Source organism: Paraburkholderia atlantica, from assembly GCF_009362785.1.
GTDB lineage: Bacteria > Pseudomonadota > Gammaproteobacteria > Burkholderiales > Burkholderiaceae > Paraburkholderia > Paraburkholderia atlantica.
The window spans coordinates 138,340-152,743 of record NZ_WHNQ01000014.1; the positions used below are offsets into that span (position 1 = coordinate 138,340).

Sequence of the window (14,404 nt, forward strand, 5' to 3'; positions counted from 1 at the left end):
AACGGGCAAGCGGGCTCAAGCAACGGCCTTTTTTCCTGCGGCCATGCTTTGCGCGCGCAGCGCGTCGTAGCTGAGCTTGTCCATCGGCACGACGTTCTTTTCGCCGAGGTCGCTAAGCCGCACACGGAAGTTCTCGCGCGCGCTCCATGCGGAAATCGCGCAGACGATCGTGATGCCGAACGTGATCGCGCCGATCGTCAGCGGCACGTTGTGCGATCCCGGCGGCGCGACGTAGGCGAACAGGGCCGGCAACAGAGCGGTGATCGTCGTGCCGATGTTCTGGCCGATCGCCATCGCGGAGACGCGTGAACGCGTCGGGAACAGTTCCGGGTAGAAGCTCGGGAAGATCGCGTTATAGCCTTGATAGATGACGCCCCACATCAGGATCGACATCACCATCGCGAGCGGCACGTTGTGGATGCTGATCGCGTACAGATACGCGAAAGAAAGCAGCCCGGCGCCGAGCGCGCCGACGATGATCGGCAGACGCCGGCCGATCCGATCGGACAGATTGCCCACATACGGAATCACCAGCACCGCGACGATATTGCCGATCACCGGAATCCACAGATACAGGCTCTTCGAAAAGCCGATTCCATACGACGGCTGCACCGCGTACGCCGCGCCGAAAATCGTCGCGACGACCGGGATCACGTTCATCAGCGAGCACAGCACGACGCGCAGCATGTCGCGCCAGTTGTACTTGAACGCTTCGACGATCGGCGAGCGCGGCACGCCGCCGCTCGCGCCTTCCTTCTCGAACGCCGGCGTTTCGTGGACTTCGCGGCGGATGATGTAGCCGGCGATCAGCACGATCGCGCTGAGCAGGAACGGAATGCGCCAGCCCCACGAGTTGAACGAGGCGTCGTCCATGTAATAGGCGAGCGGCAGGAATACCGCGGCGGCGAGAATCTGCCCGGCCTGCACGCCTTGCAGCGTGAAGCTCGCGTAGTAGCCGCGTCGTCCGAATGGCGCGTGTTCGAGGATCATCGAGCTGGCGCCCGAGATCTCGCCAGCGACCGCGAAGCCCTGGATCAGCCGCAGCACGACGAGCAGCACCGGCGCGAGAAAGCCGATCTGGTGATAGGTCGGCAGCAAACCGACCGCCATCGTCGACAGACCCATCAGGAACATGCAAAGAAGCAGTACGTTCTTGCGCCCGTGTGTATCGCCCCAGTGCCCGAGCACGATTGCGCCGATCGGCCGCGCGACGTAGCCGACGCCGTAGGTTGCGAGCGATGCGACGATCGCGATCTTGGGGTTGCCGGAAGGGAAGAATAGTTGAGGAAAGATCAGCGCGGCGGCCTGCGCATAGATGAAGAAATCGTAGTACTCGAGTGCCGAGCCGATCCAGCCGCTGGCGGTTGCCTTGCGCGCCTGCGAGCTATGCCCGCTGCTTGCGGATGCGTTCGTTTGCATGTCGTCTCCTGAATGGGAAATGTTTTTGTCAGCTTCTACGGCTGAATCATTGGCGCTTTTAAACGGGCACCGCGCAAGCCAGGATTTTCCTGATCCCGTTACCGCGGTGCAGCACAACGGTATGGATCGACGCATGTCATACGCCGCCGCGGCGCACTGCGGGTTAACCACGGCATGCGTGCCCCGGGCATTGCACGCAGACGGCATTCGAACGACCGCCCTTGCCCAACCAATCCGTTGGAGCTAGGGTAATAGCGTTATGCGCCGACACAATGCGTCCAGATGCAAAATCAGAATGCGCTCACAGCCACGAATGAATCCTTCCTGCGCGATCTGCAGCTGTTCTGTCATATTGCGCGGCGCGGCAGTTTTGTCGCGGCGTCGACGGAGATGGGGCTGTCGCCGTCGCATGTGAGCAAGCGCATCGCCATGCTCGAAGCCGGTCTCGGCGTGAAGCTGTTTCAGCGCACCACGCGCCGCGTCAGCGTGACGAGCGACGGCGAAGCCGCGCTGCAGTGGGCGCAAAAAATTCTTGACGACGTGCAGGGCATGGCGGACGCGTTCGCCGATCGCCGCACCGAGCTGAGCGGTCTGTTGCGCATCAGCACGAGTCTGCGGCTCGGCCGCAAGCACGTGTCACCGATTCTCGCGATGCTGCGCGAGCGCCACCCAAACCTCGAAATCTGGCTCGAACTGCTGGATCGGCGCGCCGATGTGGTCGGCGAGAACTTCGATATCGACGTGCGCGTGGGCGAAGTGCAGGAGCCGCATCTGATCGCGCACAAGATGGTGGAGAGTGCGCGCATTCTGTGCGCGTCGCCGGCTTATCTCGAGCGGCACGGCGCGCCGGTCGAACTCAACGATCTAACGGGCCATGATTGCCTGCTGTTTCGCGGCCGCGACGACCGCTTCGGGGTGTGGCGTCTCAGTGGGCCGCACGGCGAAAAGAGCGTGAAGGTGACGGGCACGGTCGCGTCGAATCTGAGCGACATCGTCGTGCAGTGGGCGAAGCAGGGCTACGGGATCGTGATGGTATCGATCTGGGACGTGGCCGAGAGCCTGCGCGCGGGCGAACTGGTGCGCGTGCTGCCCGACTATCGGCAATCCGCCGATGTTTGGGCGGTGACGGCCGAGCGCTTGTCGTCGTCAGCGCGGATTCAGGTATGCATCGAGTTTCTCAGGGAGCAGCTGACGTGCGGGCCGTATGCGCTGGTGACGCGCGGCGTCGGCGGACTCTGAGCTGCGCCAGGATGGGACCGGGGCTCGGACGCTGCGCGCTTATACGCTCGAAGCCGTATCCTCTTCCGCCTCGTCGAGCTCGCTGCGCTGAACCGTCGTGACGGAGTCGGGAAACGCCGTGGTGGCCGTGACGGGTCGCGGGTCTTCGATGCTGTAGCGCAGGAGCCAGCCTTCACGATAGAAGCGCAGCTGCCGGTATCGCATCAGATAGACCAGACCGACGAGCGCCGCGCCGAACCCCGATGCCGCGCCGACGCCAAGCGCCCAGCGCGGGCCGAAACGGTCGGCGACCCAGCCGACTACCGGCGCGCCGAGCGGTGTGGTGCCGAGCGCGATCGCGAGCAGGATCGCGATCACGCGGCCGCGCATCGCGGGCTCGGTGGTCAGTTGCACGAGGCTATTGGTCGAGGTGGTGAAGGTCTGCGTCGACACACCGATCACGACTAGCACGATGCCGAACAGCACGTAGTTCGGCATCAGCGCGGCCGCCGTGCAGCCGACACCGAACAGCGCGCCGGCGCCGAGCAGCAGCCCCATCGTGGGCCGCGCGCGGCGCGCGGCGAGCAGCGCGCCGGTGACCGAGCCGATCGCCATCGTCGAACTCAGCAGGCCGTATTCGCTGGCGCCGGCACGGAACGCGGTGACGGACATCGTCGAGATGAAGATCGGGAAGTTCAGGCCGAAGGTGCCGATCAGGAACAGCATCAGCAGCGCCGCCTTCAGATCGGGGCGGGTCCACACATATTTGAAACCTTCGACGAAGCTGCCGCGCGAGCGCACATTGCGCGGCTTGATATGCAACTGGTCGAGCCGGAGCATGCGCAGCGCGCCGAGCACCGCGACGAACGACAGCGCATTGATCAGAAACACCCAGCCGCTGCCCACCGACGCGATCAGCAGACCCGCGACCGCCGGGCCGAGCATGCGCGCGGCGTTGAACGACGTAGAGTTGAGCCCGACCGCGTTGGCGAGATCGCGTTCGCCGACGAGGTCGGATACGAAGGTCTGGCGCGCGGGTGAATCGAACGCGGTCACGCAGCCGAGCAGACCCGCGAACACGTAGACCTGCCATAGCTGCACGAGCCCCGTGACCGTGAGCAGACCGAGCGCGAGCGCCAGCGTGCCCATCGCCGCCTGCGTCGCGAACAGCAGCTTGCGGCGGTCGAAATGGTCGGCCGCGTAGCCGGTGAGCGGCAGCAACAGCATCTGCGGGCCGAATTGAAGCGACATCACGATCCCCACAGCCGTCGCGTTGTGATGCGTAAGCTCGGTCAGCACGAGCCAGTCCTGCGCCGTGCGTTGCATCCATGTGCCGATGTTCGAGACGAGCGCGCCGCTTGCCCAGACACGATAGTTGAATATTCGCAGCGAACGGAACGTGGTGCTCACGGCAGGGGTTTCCTCAACGCGGGGTGGGCCGGTGCGGGTGGTGACTCGCTTCAATTCTGGCTTTAAGCGCGCGAGCGTTCGAGCAGATCGAGCACTTCCTGCGTCGTGCCGGTTTCGCCGAGGCGCGGGAAGATGCGCGTGATGCTGTTGGTGTGCGCTTCGGCGTTCAGATCGGTCATCGCGTCGACGACGAGCGTGACGTGCAGGCCTGCCTCGCTCGCGAAACGCGCGGTCGATTCGACGCCGATGCTGGTCGCGATACCGACGAGCACCACTTGCGTCACGCCTTGCCGTTGCAGATACGAGGCCAGATCCGTGTTGGTGAAGGCGCCCCATGTGCGTTTCGTGACCAGATGATCCGACGGCTGCTGCTTCAGTTCGGGCAACAGATCGGCGAAACCGGCCGGGAAGTCGGCGGAGTGGCGACCCTGGTCGGTGCGGCCCGGTGCGCCGGCGGTGACATTCACGAGCACGACCGGCAGGCCGTGGCGGCGGAACGCGTCGAGCAGCGTCACCGAGCGTTCGACGATTTCGTCGGCCGAATGGGGCGCGGTGGGCAACGCGACGACGCCGCGCTGCAGATCGACGACGATCAGTGCAGTTTTGGCATCGAGAGTAGTGAGTGCCATGAAGTGCTCCTGCAAGTGGCGAGACGCGCGTGCGCGAATCGCGAGTTTTACAAATCGACGAGGCGTTTCAGCAGATCGACGCCCGTCGCGAGCTGTTGCTGTTCGGCTTCCGTGAAGCGCGTTCGAATCGTGCGGTACAGCCAGTCTTCGCGCGCCGCGCGGCTCGCCTTGACCTTCTTGCGAAAGGAAGGCGTCAGCGACAGAACCGTCTGCCGACCGTCGTTGGGATCGGGCGCGCCGCTGACGAGCCCCGCGGCTTTTAGTGCCGCGAGCGTTTCTCCCATCGACTGTGGACGCATGCCGTGCGCGCGTGCGAGCGCGGTGACCGTGGCTGGGCCTTCGCGTTCCAGCAAATTCAGCACCTGAACCTGCGACGGCGTGAAGTCGCCGACATGCGACTCTTCGCGCAGACGCCGGCGCAGCTTGCCCGCCAGCACGCGCAGGTCTTCGGCCAGCGTATGGAGTTCTTCCGGCGTAACGGGGAGAGGGGATTTGCTCATGCGATGAACTCGCGCGATGACATGATGTGAAGGTATCCTGCGAAGGTTACCTTCGTATCGCGCCTGGGTCAATTTTTGAGGTGGCGGGACGCCGTACGCCTGGGCCACGATCGCCTCAACGCGCCCGCATCCGTCGGTTGAAAAAGCGCCATACCGCGGCGCCGGCCAGCATCGCACCGCCGAGCGCAAGGCCCAGCAACACCAGCGAACTCAGATGCTCGCGCACCACCGGCACGTTGCCGAACAGATAGCCGGCCGCGATCAGCGACACGATCCACAGCGCCGCGCCGGCAGTGACGAACGTGACGAAGCGCGAGAACGTCATTTGCGACACGCCCGCGGCGAACGGCGCGAACGTGCGCACCACGGCGATGTAGGGTGACAGCAGGAAGGTCAGGCGGCCGCGCGCCTCGCTGAACGCGTGGGCGCGGCTCAGCGCATTGCGGTTGAGCCAGTAGTAGTTGCGGGTGTAGACCTTGTCGCCGACCGCGTGGCCGATCGCGTACCCGACGACGCTGCCGGCCACCGTCGCGACGAACAGCACGGGCGCGATGATCCACACGTTCAATGCACCGGTGGCCGCGAGCGCGCCGCAGATAAAGATCAGCGGATCGCCGGGCAGAAAGAACAACGGCAGAAAACCGAATTCGACGAACACGACGACGAACAGCAGTGCGTAGATTGCCGTGCCGAATTGCACGATCAGCGCGCTCAGGTGCTGGTCGAGGTGCAGTGCGATCTGCAGCGCATTCATCAGGTTCATGTTGGCATGAGCCTCAGGTGGCGTTCGGATCTGATGAGTGTAGTCCCGCGAGCGTGGGTGCAGGGCGCGCTTGCGCGAGTTTATGTCGTTTGACCCTTGTCGATGTTGCGGCGCCGATGTCAAACTCGGGTGGTCTTCATCAGATGCAACGCCATGTCGCACGACTCCGCCATCACCTTCCGTTTTGCCGAGCCGCACGAAGCGGAAACGATTCGCGCCATCGAATTCGAAGCGGGCCTGCGTTTCGTCAGCGTCGGCATGACGGGCATCGCTGACGCACCGCCGATGGCGCGCGAGGTCGTCAAGCGCAAGATCGAAGCGCGCGAGATCGTCGTCGCGCTCGACCAGCAGGAGATTTGCGTGGGCTTCGTGATGTTCGAGCCGCAACCGGCGCGCATCTACGTTCAGGAGCTCGATGTACTGACCTCGCACGCGGGCAGGCGCATCGGCGCGGCATTGATCGAAGAGGTCGCGCGAATCGCGCGCGCGCGGCAATTGACGCAACTCGTGCTGTCGACGTATCGCGACGTGCCGTGGAACGCGCCGTACTACCGGCGGCTCGGTTTTCGCGACCTCGATATGTCGGAACTCGACGCGGCATTGATTGCGCGGCGCGACGCGCATATCGCGCGCGGGCTCGATGAGACGAAACGGGTGTTCATGCGGCGCGATCTGGCGTAGCGCGCAAAAAAAAGCGGCGGGCGTGGCTGAAATTCAGTCACGCCCGCCGCTTTGCCATTTCATACAGCGGACTTGAGCCCGCTGTCACTACCGATTACACCGCTTCCAGCGCCGGATAGTCGATGTAGCCGGCTTCGCCGCGCGCATAGAACGTCGCCGGAACCGGCGTGTTCAGCGGCGCATCTTCAGCGAAGCGGCGCACCAGATCCGGGTTCGCGATGTACAACTTACCCCAGGCCACCGCATCTGCTTCACCGGCGTCTAGCACTTGCTGCGCGGTTTCCTTCGTGAACTTCTCGTTCGCGATGTACGGGCCGCCGAACGCTTTCTTCAACTGCGGGCCGAGGCGGTCGTCGCCGAGCGATTCACGCGCGGCGATAAATGCGATCTTGCGCTTGCCAAGTTCGCGCGCGACATAGCCGAACGTTGCGGCCGGATCGGAATCGCCCATCGTATGCGAGTCGCGGCGCGGCGCGAGATGCACGCCGACGCGGTTTGCGCCCCACACGCTGATGCACGCGTCGGTGACTTCGAGGAGCAGACGCGCGCGGTTCGCGATCGGGCCGCCGTAGATATCGGTACGCTGGTTGGTGCTGTCCTGCAGGAACTGGTCGAGCAGATAGCCGTTCGCGCCGTGCACTTCGACGCCGTCGAAGCCCGCGGCCTTGGCGTTTTCCGCGCCCTTGCGGAATGCTTCGACGACACCGGCGATTTCATCGAGCTCAAGGGCGCGAGGCGTCACGAACGGACGCTCGGGCCGCACGAGGCTCACGTTACCGCCGGCCGCGATCGCGCTCGGCGCGACCGGCAGCTCGCCGTTCAGGAACACCGGGTCCGAAATACGGCCGACGTGCCACAACTGCAGGAAGATCCTGCCGCCCGCGTCGTGCACGGCCTGCGTGACGAGTTTCCAACCTTCGACCTGTTCCTGCGACCAGATGCCCGGCGTGTCCGCGTAGCCGACGCCCTGCGGCGTGACCGATGTCGCTTCGCTGAGGATCAGCCCGGCGCTTGCGCGTTCGGCGTAGTAGCGCGCCATCAGCGCGTTCGGCACGCGAATTTCCTCGGCGCGCTGACGCGTGAGCGGCGCCATGATGATGCGGTTCGGCAGCGTGATATCGCCAATTTGCAGCGGATCGAAAAGAGTCGGCATGAGAGTTCACCTTTGGCGGCGGGCAGGGCCCGAGCCTCATAAAACTGCGTGAAAAAAAGAAACGCGGCGATGCGAGTGCGGTGCTCAGAGCGTGGCGTTCATGTATTCGAGGAACGCCTGAATGACGGGCTCGTTGCGTTTGAAAAACACCCATTGGCCGACCCGTTTCGACGTGACGAGCCCCGCGCGCTGCAAAGCGGCGAGATGCGCCGACACGGTGGACTGCGACAGGCCGCAGCGCGCGTCGATCTTGCCCGCGCACACGCCGTGGTCGAGCGGCAGCTCCTGATCGGCGAAATGCGCTTGCGGCTCGCGCAGCCAGCCGAGAATCTCCCGGCGGACCGGGTTGGCCAGCGCTTTGTGGATCGCGTCGAAATCGGGCGTCATGTGGATGGTTTCAGGTGGTTCGAAAAGCAGCACGCTGGTTGGCGTGCGCGCAATTGCATCGCTACAGTACGAATCATATATCGGAATTTGACGATATGGGAGAAGGCACTACTGCGAATGGGGCGATAGCTTATCGACGTGAAGTTTGGATCGCGCTGCGTGGCGGTGCGCGGCGATTGCGGTTTTCGGGACGGTCATTCGCAGCAACGACGGGCGGCAGCATTGTCCCGACGGCTCGAAGGATGAGTCGCTGGTCGAAGTTCTCCCTAATGTCGCGCGAGCTCAACTACGCGGCGCTACGTGGCATCTACGGCCTTGGGATAGCGCTTCTTTCTGCCTACTTTGTCGCGCGTGATGACGAATTCTGTTTCTACAGTCATCCGATTTTTTGCCCTATTTCTTGTTTTCCCTCCTTTCCATTTTCATCGCGAGAAGGTCCAAAAATCGATGTGAAAGTATTTGCCGATAAAGCCGAGTCTGCGGAGTTGTCCTATGTCTTGTGTGGAGACTTTAGGACGAGGCTGATTATCTTGCTTGTGCAAAAAAAATAAGATTATTCGGAACTTTTGTCGTGAGCAAGTCGTTTCGTTTTGCATTCGTAGATAGTTTTTCAATGGCTCAAATGCAAATTCTTTCATTCGCGCGCCCGCTAGCACGGGCTGGTCGGGAATGATGCGCGGTTTGAGAGACGATTTGTAAATAAGTGAAGGATTTCAGAGGCGAAGAAAAATTTAACGTCTCTTTCGCGACGCCCAAGGGCGACGACGATTAACGCGGACGTCGCCATCTCTGATGCCAAATTTTAGTTTTGAGAAAGGATTGGATTATGAATAAGTCGTATAAAAGTGTCTGGAATGAATCCCGTGGCACTTGGGTCGCAACTTCAGAGTTGACGACGTCTCGTGGTAACGCGATCAAATTCACCGCCACGGGCGATGTACTGCTCGAGGTCTACCTGAAGGACGACACGGCCGACGATTCTCCGATCGTGATCGGCGTCAGCGACACCGGCATCGGCATGACCCCGCAGCAGCAGGAGTCGCTATTTCATGCTTTTACACAGGCCGATTCCTCGATTGCGAGGCGCTACGGCGGAACAGGCCTCGGACTCGCGCTCTGTCTGCGCCTGACCGACTTGATGCATGGCACGATTTGGGTGAAGAGCGAGTTACATGCCGGAAGCACTTTTGTCGTGACCTTGCCCATTCCGGTGAGTGCAGACGGCCAAGTCAGCGCCGCAGGACATACCAAGGCCGAATCGAAGTCCACCGAGATCGACGCAAACGCCATTCACATCCTCGTTGTGGACGATCAACTCGCCAACCGGGAGTTGCTCGTCGCGCAACTTGCTACGCTCGGATACGAGGCCGATATGGCCGATAGTGGCGGGGCGGCATTGCGGCGCTTCAACGAGCGCCACTACGATCTGGTGATGACCGACATCAATATGCCGGGAATGGACGGGTACGCGCTCGCGCGGTGCCTTCGCGCTCAAAGCGCGACGGTGCCGATCATCGCGATTACTGCGCATGTCGCGGCAGAAGTGCGGGCGCAATGCACGAACGCGGGAATCGACGAGGTCCTTCTCAAGCCTGTCCTGCTCGACACGATGGACGCGATGGTGCGGCGGTTGGTCGACGAGGCCGCCAGACGTCCCGCGAACGACACCATGGCCAGGCGCGACATCTCGCAAGGGCCATTGCCCGAGCACATCCATGCTGCGATGACCCAGGCGCTGAAGGATTCGCTTCGGGAACTGCATGCCGCCGTTGAAGTTCGGGATGTGAAAACGGTGCTCGCCCAACTTCATGCGGTGCGCGGATCTTTCGCGATGATTCAGGAAACGGAAGTGGCGAATGCGTGCGCGCAGATGGAGCAGCAAGCCAGAAATAACGACATTGCCGCCGTCAAGGATGGACTCGATCGTTTCGAGCCACTCGCATACTCGGCGCTCGCGCGGCGCGCCATTGGCGAGCAGTCCGACGCATGAGTTTCGGCGTCAGCGCTGCATCAGCGGGCGCCTGAACAGAGCGTCGACTTCTCCGACGACGCTCCCGGCGTTGGCCAACCTCTTCGATCCCGGTTTCACCGACGCGCCGCACCCGGCACACGTCCAGCTTCCCCTTGATGCCCCAGCGCGCGCGACAGATTGCCCACCTCCCGCTTGAGCAACGCCGCGAACTGCGCGACGCGCTCATCGGTTACGCGCACGCTCGGCCCGAAAATGCAGACCGAACCCGCCACCTGGTTCGCGCCGTTGAAGAATGGCGCGGCCACCGCGACTGCGCCGGCGATCAGTTCGTGATGGCTGGTGCCGAAGCCCTGTGCGCGGACCGCGTCGAGATCGGCGGCGAGCGTCGCGACGTCCTGATTCGGGTCGGTCAGAAAGCGCCGCAGATCGTCCGCCGACAGCGGCATCTGCGAAAGAATCGTGCGGCCGCTCGCGCCAAGCACGAGCTTCTCTCGATAGCCAACTCCGCGCCGGAAACTGAGCGGCTGCGGACTTTCCAGTTCGGCCACGCAAATCCGGTAGGTCCCCTCCGGCACGAACAGCGCGACCGTCTCCGAGGTCGCTTCCCAAAGCTCGCGCAGCATCGGCTGCGCGAGCTGCGCGATCGTATTGTTCGCCATCCACGCGTGCGCGACTTGCGCGACCGAACTGCCGAGCCTGAAGCGCTGCGGCTCGCCGGACGACGCGAGAAAGCCGTTCTGTTCGAGCGTATTCAGCAGCCGGTATAGGGTCGGTCGGCTCAGGTCCACGCGGGTCAGCAACTCCGCGACGGTCAATTCCTTGTCGCCGGGTCGGAATGCCAGAAGAATTTCTAGCGCCCGCTCGACTGCCCGCACATTTTCGTGCGGCTTTTTTTCTTCCATTTGAAATTTCCTTTCCGCGTCGATCCGCGTCGATTGCACATTGTAGTGAAAGTCCCTATCGGCACGAACTTGACGCACATCAATCTGTCCGTACAATGAGAACACATTCTCACACAACGGACAACCGGATTCGGAGGAATTATGGACAAGAACATGTCGGAGACGCTGGTTCGCACGGGCCCAGGCACGGCGATGGGCAATCTGATGCGCCGCTACTGGGTGCCGGTGCTGCTCGCGAGCGAAATCGCGGAGCCCGATTGCCCGCCGGTGCGCGTGCAGATCCTCGGCGAAAAACTGCTCGCCTTTCGCGATTCCGAAGGGCAGCCCGCGCTGATCGACGAGTTCTGCTCGCACCGCGGCGTGTCGCTGTACTTCGGCCGCAATGAAGAGAACGGCATTCGTTGCTCGTATCACGGCCTCAAATTCGACCGCAACGGCAACTGCGTCGAAGTGCCGTCCGCACCGCAGGCGTGCAAGCACATGGGCATCACGGCCTATCCGTGCATCGAACGTGCGGGCATCGTGTGGGCGTACATGGGACCGAAGGACCGCCAGCCGGCGCCGCCGGATCTCGAGTGGTGCAACCTGCCGGACAGCCACGTGTTCGTGTCGAAGCGGTTGCAGGAATCGAACTACCTGCAGGCGATGGAAGGCGGCATCGACACGAGCCACGTGTCGTATGTGCACCGCTACGAAGTCGACGATGACCCGATGCACCAGGGCACCAAGGCGCTCGACTACATCAAGGCGGACGGCAACGTGATCTTCGAGATCGAGAAGCAGCCGTTCGGCCTCACGCTGTTCGGCCGTCGCAACGGCGAGCCGGATTCGTACTACTGGCGCGTCACGCAGTGGCTGTTCCCGTGGTACACGCTGATCCCGCCGTTCGGCGATCACTCGCTCGCGGGCCACGTGTGGGTGCCGATCGACGATCACAGCTGCTGGGCGTGGAGCATCAACTTCCGCCCAGACCGTCCGCTCGACGAGCAGGAACTGGCCGACCTGAACGCCGGCAAGGGCATTCACTGCGAGTACGAGGAGGGTGGCAGCTTCCGGCCGAAGGCGAACAAGGACAACGACTACCTGATCGACCGCAAGGCGCAGAAGGAAAAGCGCGCGTATTCGGGCGTGTTCGGCTTCGCGATGCAGGACGCGTCGCTGCAGGAAAGCATGGGTCCGATCCAGGATCACAGCAAGGAAAAGCTGTTGCCGACCGACCGTGCGATCGTGATGGCGCGCCGCATGATGTATGAGGCGGCGACGGCGCTGGTGCCCGACACCGATCCGCCCGCGATCGACGCCGACCAGCAGCGTGTGCGTGCGGCCGGCGTGCTGCTGCCGCGCGATCAGAAGCCGCAGGAGTGGGCGGTGATCCATCTGCACGACGGCAAGGACCAGCCGATCTACACGATCTGATGCCCGGCGGGGCCGCACTCCTGTCGGGCCCCGCCGTGTCGTCGTCTGATCCGACTGGATCTTCCGCCCATTCCGCAAAAGGAGGCCGGCTGCGCGCCGGCATGCAATGCAGCAACGTAAAAGACTCGAAGACAAGGTCGCGCTGATCACCGGCGGCGGAGGCGGCATCGGTGCCGCGACCGCGCGCGTGTTTCGCGCGGAGGGCGCCGCTGTGGTGCTCGTCGATGCGAATCAGGAGGCGCTCGCGCGCGTCGCCGACGAACTGAAGACGGTCGATCCGTCCGCGCGTGTCGAGACGTTCGCGGCCGATGTGTCGAACGACGCCGATGCGATGCGCGCGGTGCAGCTCGCCGCCGATTCGTTCGGCCGGCTCGACGTGCTGGTGAACAACGCGGCGATGCGCAACTACAGCGCGCTCGCCGACGCCACGCCGGCCGAGTGGCAGGCGATGGTGTCGGTCAATCTGGTCGGCACGTCGAACTATTGCAGGGCGGCGCTGCCGTTCCTGCGCCGCGCGGGCCGCGCGAGTATCGTCAACGTATCGTCGTGCTATGCGGTGACCGGCCGCAAGGGCATGGGCCTTTACGACGCGACCAAGGCCGGCATGCTCGCGATGACCCGCACGCTCGCGTTCGAGGAGACCGCGAACGGCGTGCGGGTGAACGCGGTGTGCCCGGGTTCGACGCTGACCGAATTCCACGTGAACCGGGCGATCGCCTCGGGCAAGAGCGTCGAGGTGCTGAAGACGCAGCGCCAGGACACGTCGCTGATCGGCCGCTGGGCGTCGCCCGAAGAGATCGCGTGGCCGATCCTGTGGTTCGCGAGCGACGAGGCGTCGTACATCACCGGCACGACGCTGATGGTCGACGGCGGCCTGTCGGCGATGTGAGCGGAGGAGATGGCATGAACATGACCGATTCCACGCTGATGATGCGGGTCGCCGCACGGCGCGACGAAGCCGACGGGATCGCCGGCTTCGAGTTCGTCGATGCAGACGGCCGCGAGCTGCCGCCGTTCGAGGCGGGCGCGCACATCGACGTCTACGTGCCCGGTGGGCCGGTGCGGCAGTACTCGCTGTGCAACGCACCTCACGAGCGTCACCGGTATCAGATCGCGGTGTTGCGCGACGCCGATTCGCGCGGCGGCTCGCAGCGCATGCACGACGCGGTGAACGAAGGCGACGCGATTCGCATCGGCGTGCCGCGCAATCATTTCCCGCTCGCCCGGCATGACGCGAAGCCGCTATTGCTCGCGGGCGGCATCGGCGTCACGCCGATTCTCTGCATGGCGGAGCAGCTGGCAGCCAAGGGCGCGGCGTTCGACATGCATTACTGCGCGCGCTCGAAGAGCCGTGCGGCGTTCGTCGAGCGGATCGCCGCGTCGTCGTGGGCGGACAACGTGCAATACCACTTCGACGACGAACACGGCATGCTCGATCTGAACGCACTGCTGACAGGCGGCACGGACCGGCATCTGTACGTATGTGGTCCTCAGGGCTTCATGAATGCGGTGCTCGACACGGCGCGCTCGCTCGGCTGGAGCGACGATCGTCTGCATTACGAATACTTCGCGGCTGCGCAGCCTTCCGGCGACGGCGCGTCGTTCGACGTGCGGCTCGCGCGCTCGGGCCGCGTGGTGTCGATTGCGGCCGATTGCACGGTCACGCAGGCGCTCGCGGCGGCGGGTGTCGACGTGCCGGTGTCGTGCGAGCAGGGCATCTGCGGCACCTGCATTACGCGCGTGCTCGACGGCGAACCCGACCATCGGGATCTGTACCTGTCGCCAGAGGAGCAGGCCCGCAACGATCAGTTTCTGCCGTGCTGTTCCCGTGCGAAGTCGAGGGTGCTCGTGCTCGATCTGTAACGGCATTCGCCGGCGCCGGTCACATCGGACGGCCGGCGCCCTATCCATCAGAAAGAAAGAAAACGGGCGGCCGCTGGCACGCCCGGCATTG

15 protein-coding genes are annotated in these 14,404 nt (G+C 63.6%); 7 read left to right on the forward strand and 8 right to left on the reverse strand.

The genetic code is table 11. The annotated features are described in order from the left end of the window. Positions 1-15: 15 nt before the first annotated feature. On the reverse strand, positions 16-1,419 hold the full coding sequence (locus tag GCT19_RS20880; protein ID WP_018433499.1) for an MFS transporter: 1,404 nt from the start codon (positions 1,417-1,419) through the stop codon (positions 16-18). A gap of 282 nt (positions 1,420-1,701) precedes the next feature. Between GCT19_RS20880 and GCT19_RS20885 the strand changes: the two genes are divergently transcribed. Next, positions 1,702-2,658, forward strand: coding sequence for a LysR family transcriptional regulator (locus GCT19_RS20885; protein WP_018433498.1), 957 nt, complete (start codon positions 1,702-1,704; stop codon positions 2,656-2,658). 39 nt (positions 2,659-2,697) lie between these two features. On the opposite strand, the gene GCT19_RS20890 is transcribed toward GCT19_RS20885, so the two are convergent. The 4 genes from GCT19_RS20890 to GCT19_RS20905 all read right to left on the reverse strand — a co-directional run bounded on the left by GCT19_RS20890 (position 2,698) and on the right by GCT19_RS20905 (position 5,939). Then, positions 2,698-4,047, reverse strand: a complete 1,350-nt coding sequence (locus tag GCT19_RS20890; protein ID WP_018433497.1) for an MFS transporter — start codon at positions 4,045-4,047, stop codon at positions 2,698-2,700. 62 nt (positions 4,048-4,109) lie between these two features. After that, positions 4,110-4,676 (reverse strand): isochorismatase family protein, encoded by a 567-nt coding sequence (locus GCT19_RS20895; protein ID WP_152853003.1) that lies wholly within the window; start codon positions 4,674-4,676, stop codon positions 4,110-4,112. 47 nt (positions 4,677-4,723) lie between these two features. Continuing rightward, complete coding sequence (locus GCT19_RS20900; RefSeq protein ID WP_018433495.1) at positions 4,724-5,176, reverse strand: MarR family winged helix-turn-helix transcriptional regulator; 453 nt, start codon at positions 5,174-5,176, stop codon at positions 4,724-4,726. 115 nt (positions 5,177-5,291) lie between these two features. Further along, the gene (locus GCT19_RS20905) at positions 5,292-5,939 is read right to left on the reverse strand and encodes a VTT domain-containing protein (protein ID WP_018433494.1); all 648 of its coding nucleotides are present in this window, start codon (positions 5,937-5,939) and stop codon (positions 5,292-5,294) included. 153 nt (positions 5,940-6,092) lie between these two features. Here GCT19_RS20905 and GCT19_RS20910 point away from each other — a divergent pair, with 153 nt between their 5' ends. Then, the gene (locus GCT19_RS20910; RefSeq protein WP_018433493.1) at positions 6,093-6,620 is read left to right on the forward strand and encodes a GNAT family N-acetyltransferase; all 528 of its coding nucleotides are present in this window, start codon (positions 6,093-6,095) and stop codon (positions 6,618-6,620) included. A gap of 94 nt (positions 6,621-6,714) precedes the next feature. Here the strand turns inward: GCT19_RS20910 and GCT19_RS20915 are convergent, their stop codons facing one another. Together GCT19_RS20915 and GCT19_RS20920 are read right to left on the reverse strand one after the other, a co-directional pair. Continuing rightward, entirely contained in the window at positions 6,715-7,773 is a 1,059-nt protein-coding gene (locus tag GCT19_RS20915) for an alkene reductase (protein ID WP_152853004.1), read from the reverse strand. 84 nt (positions 7,774-7,857) lie between these two features. Then, the gene (locus GCT19_RS20920) at positions 7,858-8,160 is read right to left on the reverse strand and encodes an ArsR/SmtB family transcription factor (protein WP_018433491.1); all 303 of its coding nucleotides are present in this window, start codon (positions 8,158-8,160) and stop codon (positions 7,858-7,860) included. A gap of 14 nt (positions 8,161-8,174) precedes the next feature. Here GCT19_RS20920 and GCT19_RS20925 point away from each other — a divergent pair, with 14 nt between their 5' ends. Further along, complete coding sequence (locus tag GCT19_RS20925; protein WP_152853005.1) at positions 8,175-8,711, forward strand: hypothetical protein; 537 nt, start codon at positions 8,175-8,177, stop codon at positions 8,709-8,711. A gap of 275 nt (positions 8,712-8,986) precedes the next feature. After that, positions 8,987-10,150: a response regulator gene (locus tag GCT19_RS20930; protein WP_152853006.1), complete on the forward strand. Its 1,164-nt coding sequence runs from the start codon at positions 8,987-8,989 to the stop codon at positions 10,148-10,150. 95 nt (positions 10,151-10,245) lie between these two features. On the opposite strand, the gene GCT19_RS20935 is transcribed toward GCT19_RS20930, so the two are convergent. Next, positions 10,246-11,034 carry an IclR family transcriptional regulator gene (locus tag GCT19_RS20935; RefSeq protein WP_152853007.1) on the reverse strand — a complete coding sequence of 263 codons (789 nt, stop codon included), beginning with the start codon at positions 11,032-11,034 and terminating at the stop codon, positions 10,246-10,248. A gap of 141 nt (positions 11,035-11,175) precedes the next feature. Between GCT19_RS20935 and GCT19_RS20940 the strand changes: the two genes are divergently transcribed. The 3 genes from GCT19_RS20940 (at position 11,176) to GCT19_RS20950 (ending at position 14,313) form a co-directional block, all read left to right on the forward strand. Further along, positions 11,176-12,450: an aromatic ring-hydroxylating dioxygenase subunit alpha gene (locus GCT19_RS20940; protein ID WP_013091424.1), complete on the forward strand. Its 1,275-nt coding sequence runs from the start codon at positions 11,176-11,178 to the stop codon at positions 12,448-12,450. 106 nt (positions 12,451-12,556) lie between these two features. Beyond that, positions 12,557-13,339 carry an SDR family NAD(P)-dependent oxidoreductase gene (locus GCT19_RS20945; RefSeq protein ID WP_152853008.1) on the forward strand — a complete coding sequence of 261 codons (783 nt, stop codon included), beginning with the start codon at positions 12,557-12,559 and terminating at the stop codon, positions 13,337-13,339. 14 nt (positions 13,340-13,353) lie between these two features. Further along, a complete protein-coding gene (locus tag GCT19_RS20950) occupies positions 13,354-14,313 on the forward strand; it encodes a PDR/VanB family oxidoreductase (RefSeq protein ID WP_018435736.1) in 960 nt (319 codons plus the stop codon). Positions 14,314-14,404 lie beyond the last annotated feature (91 nt).

Coding starts and splice junctions, on each gene's coding strand:
- GCT19_RS20895 (WP_152853003.1), bottom strand. CDS start 4,676: ATGGCACTCACTACTCTCGATGCCAAAACTGCACTGATCGTCGTCGAT.
- GCT19_RS20930 (WP_152853006.1), top strand. CDS start 8,987: ATGAATAAGTCGTATAAAAGTGTCTGGAATGAATCCCGTGGCACTTGG.
- GCT19_RS20950 (WP_018435736.1), top strand. CDS start 13,354: ATGAACATGACCGATTCCACGCTGATGATGCGGGTCGCCGCACGGCGC.
- GCT19_RS20940 (WP_013091424.1), top strand. CDS start 11,176: ATGGACAAGAACATGTCGGAGACGCTGGTTCGCACGGGCCCAGGCACG.
- GCT19_RS20880 (WP_018433499.1), bottom strand. CDS start 1,419: ATGCAAACGAACGCATCCGCAAGCAGCGGGCATAGCTCGCAGGCGCGC.
- GCT19_RS20900 (WP_018433495.1), bottom strand. CDS start 5,176: ATGAGCAAATCCCCTCTCCCCGTTACGCCGGAAGAACTCCATACGCTG.
- GCT19_RS20915 (WP_152853004.1), bottom strand. CDS start 7,773: ATGCCGACTCTTTTCGATCCGCTGCAAATTGGCGATATCACGCTGCCG.
- GCT19_RS20885 (WP_018433498.1), top strand. CDS start 1,702: ATGCAAAATCAGAATGCGCTCACAGCCACGAATGAATCCTTCCTGCGC.
- GCT19_RS20920 (WP_018433491.1), bottom strand. CDS start 8,160: ATGACGCCCGATTTCGACGCGATCCACAAAGCGCTGGCCAACCCGGTC.
- GCT19_RS20935 (WP_152853007.1), bottom strand. CDS start 11,034: ATGGAAGAAAAAAAGCCGCACGAAAATGTGCGGGCAGTCGAGCGGGCG.
- GCT19_RS20945 (WP_152853008.1), top strand. CDS start 12,557: ATGCAGCAACGTAAAAGACTCGAAGACAAGGTCGCGCTGATCACCGGC.
- GCT19_RS20905 (WP_018433494.1), bottom strand. CDS start 5,939: ATGAACCTGATGAATGCGCTGCAGATCGCACTGCACCTCGACCAGCAC.
- GCT19_RS20910 (WP_018433493.1), top strand. CDS start 6,093: ATGTCGCACGACTCCGCCATCACCTTCCGTTTTGCCGAGCCGCACGAA.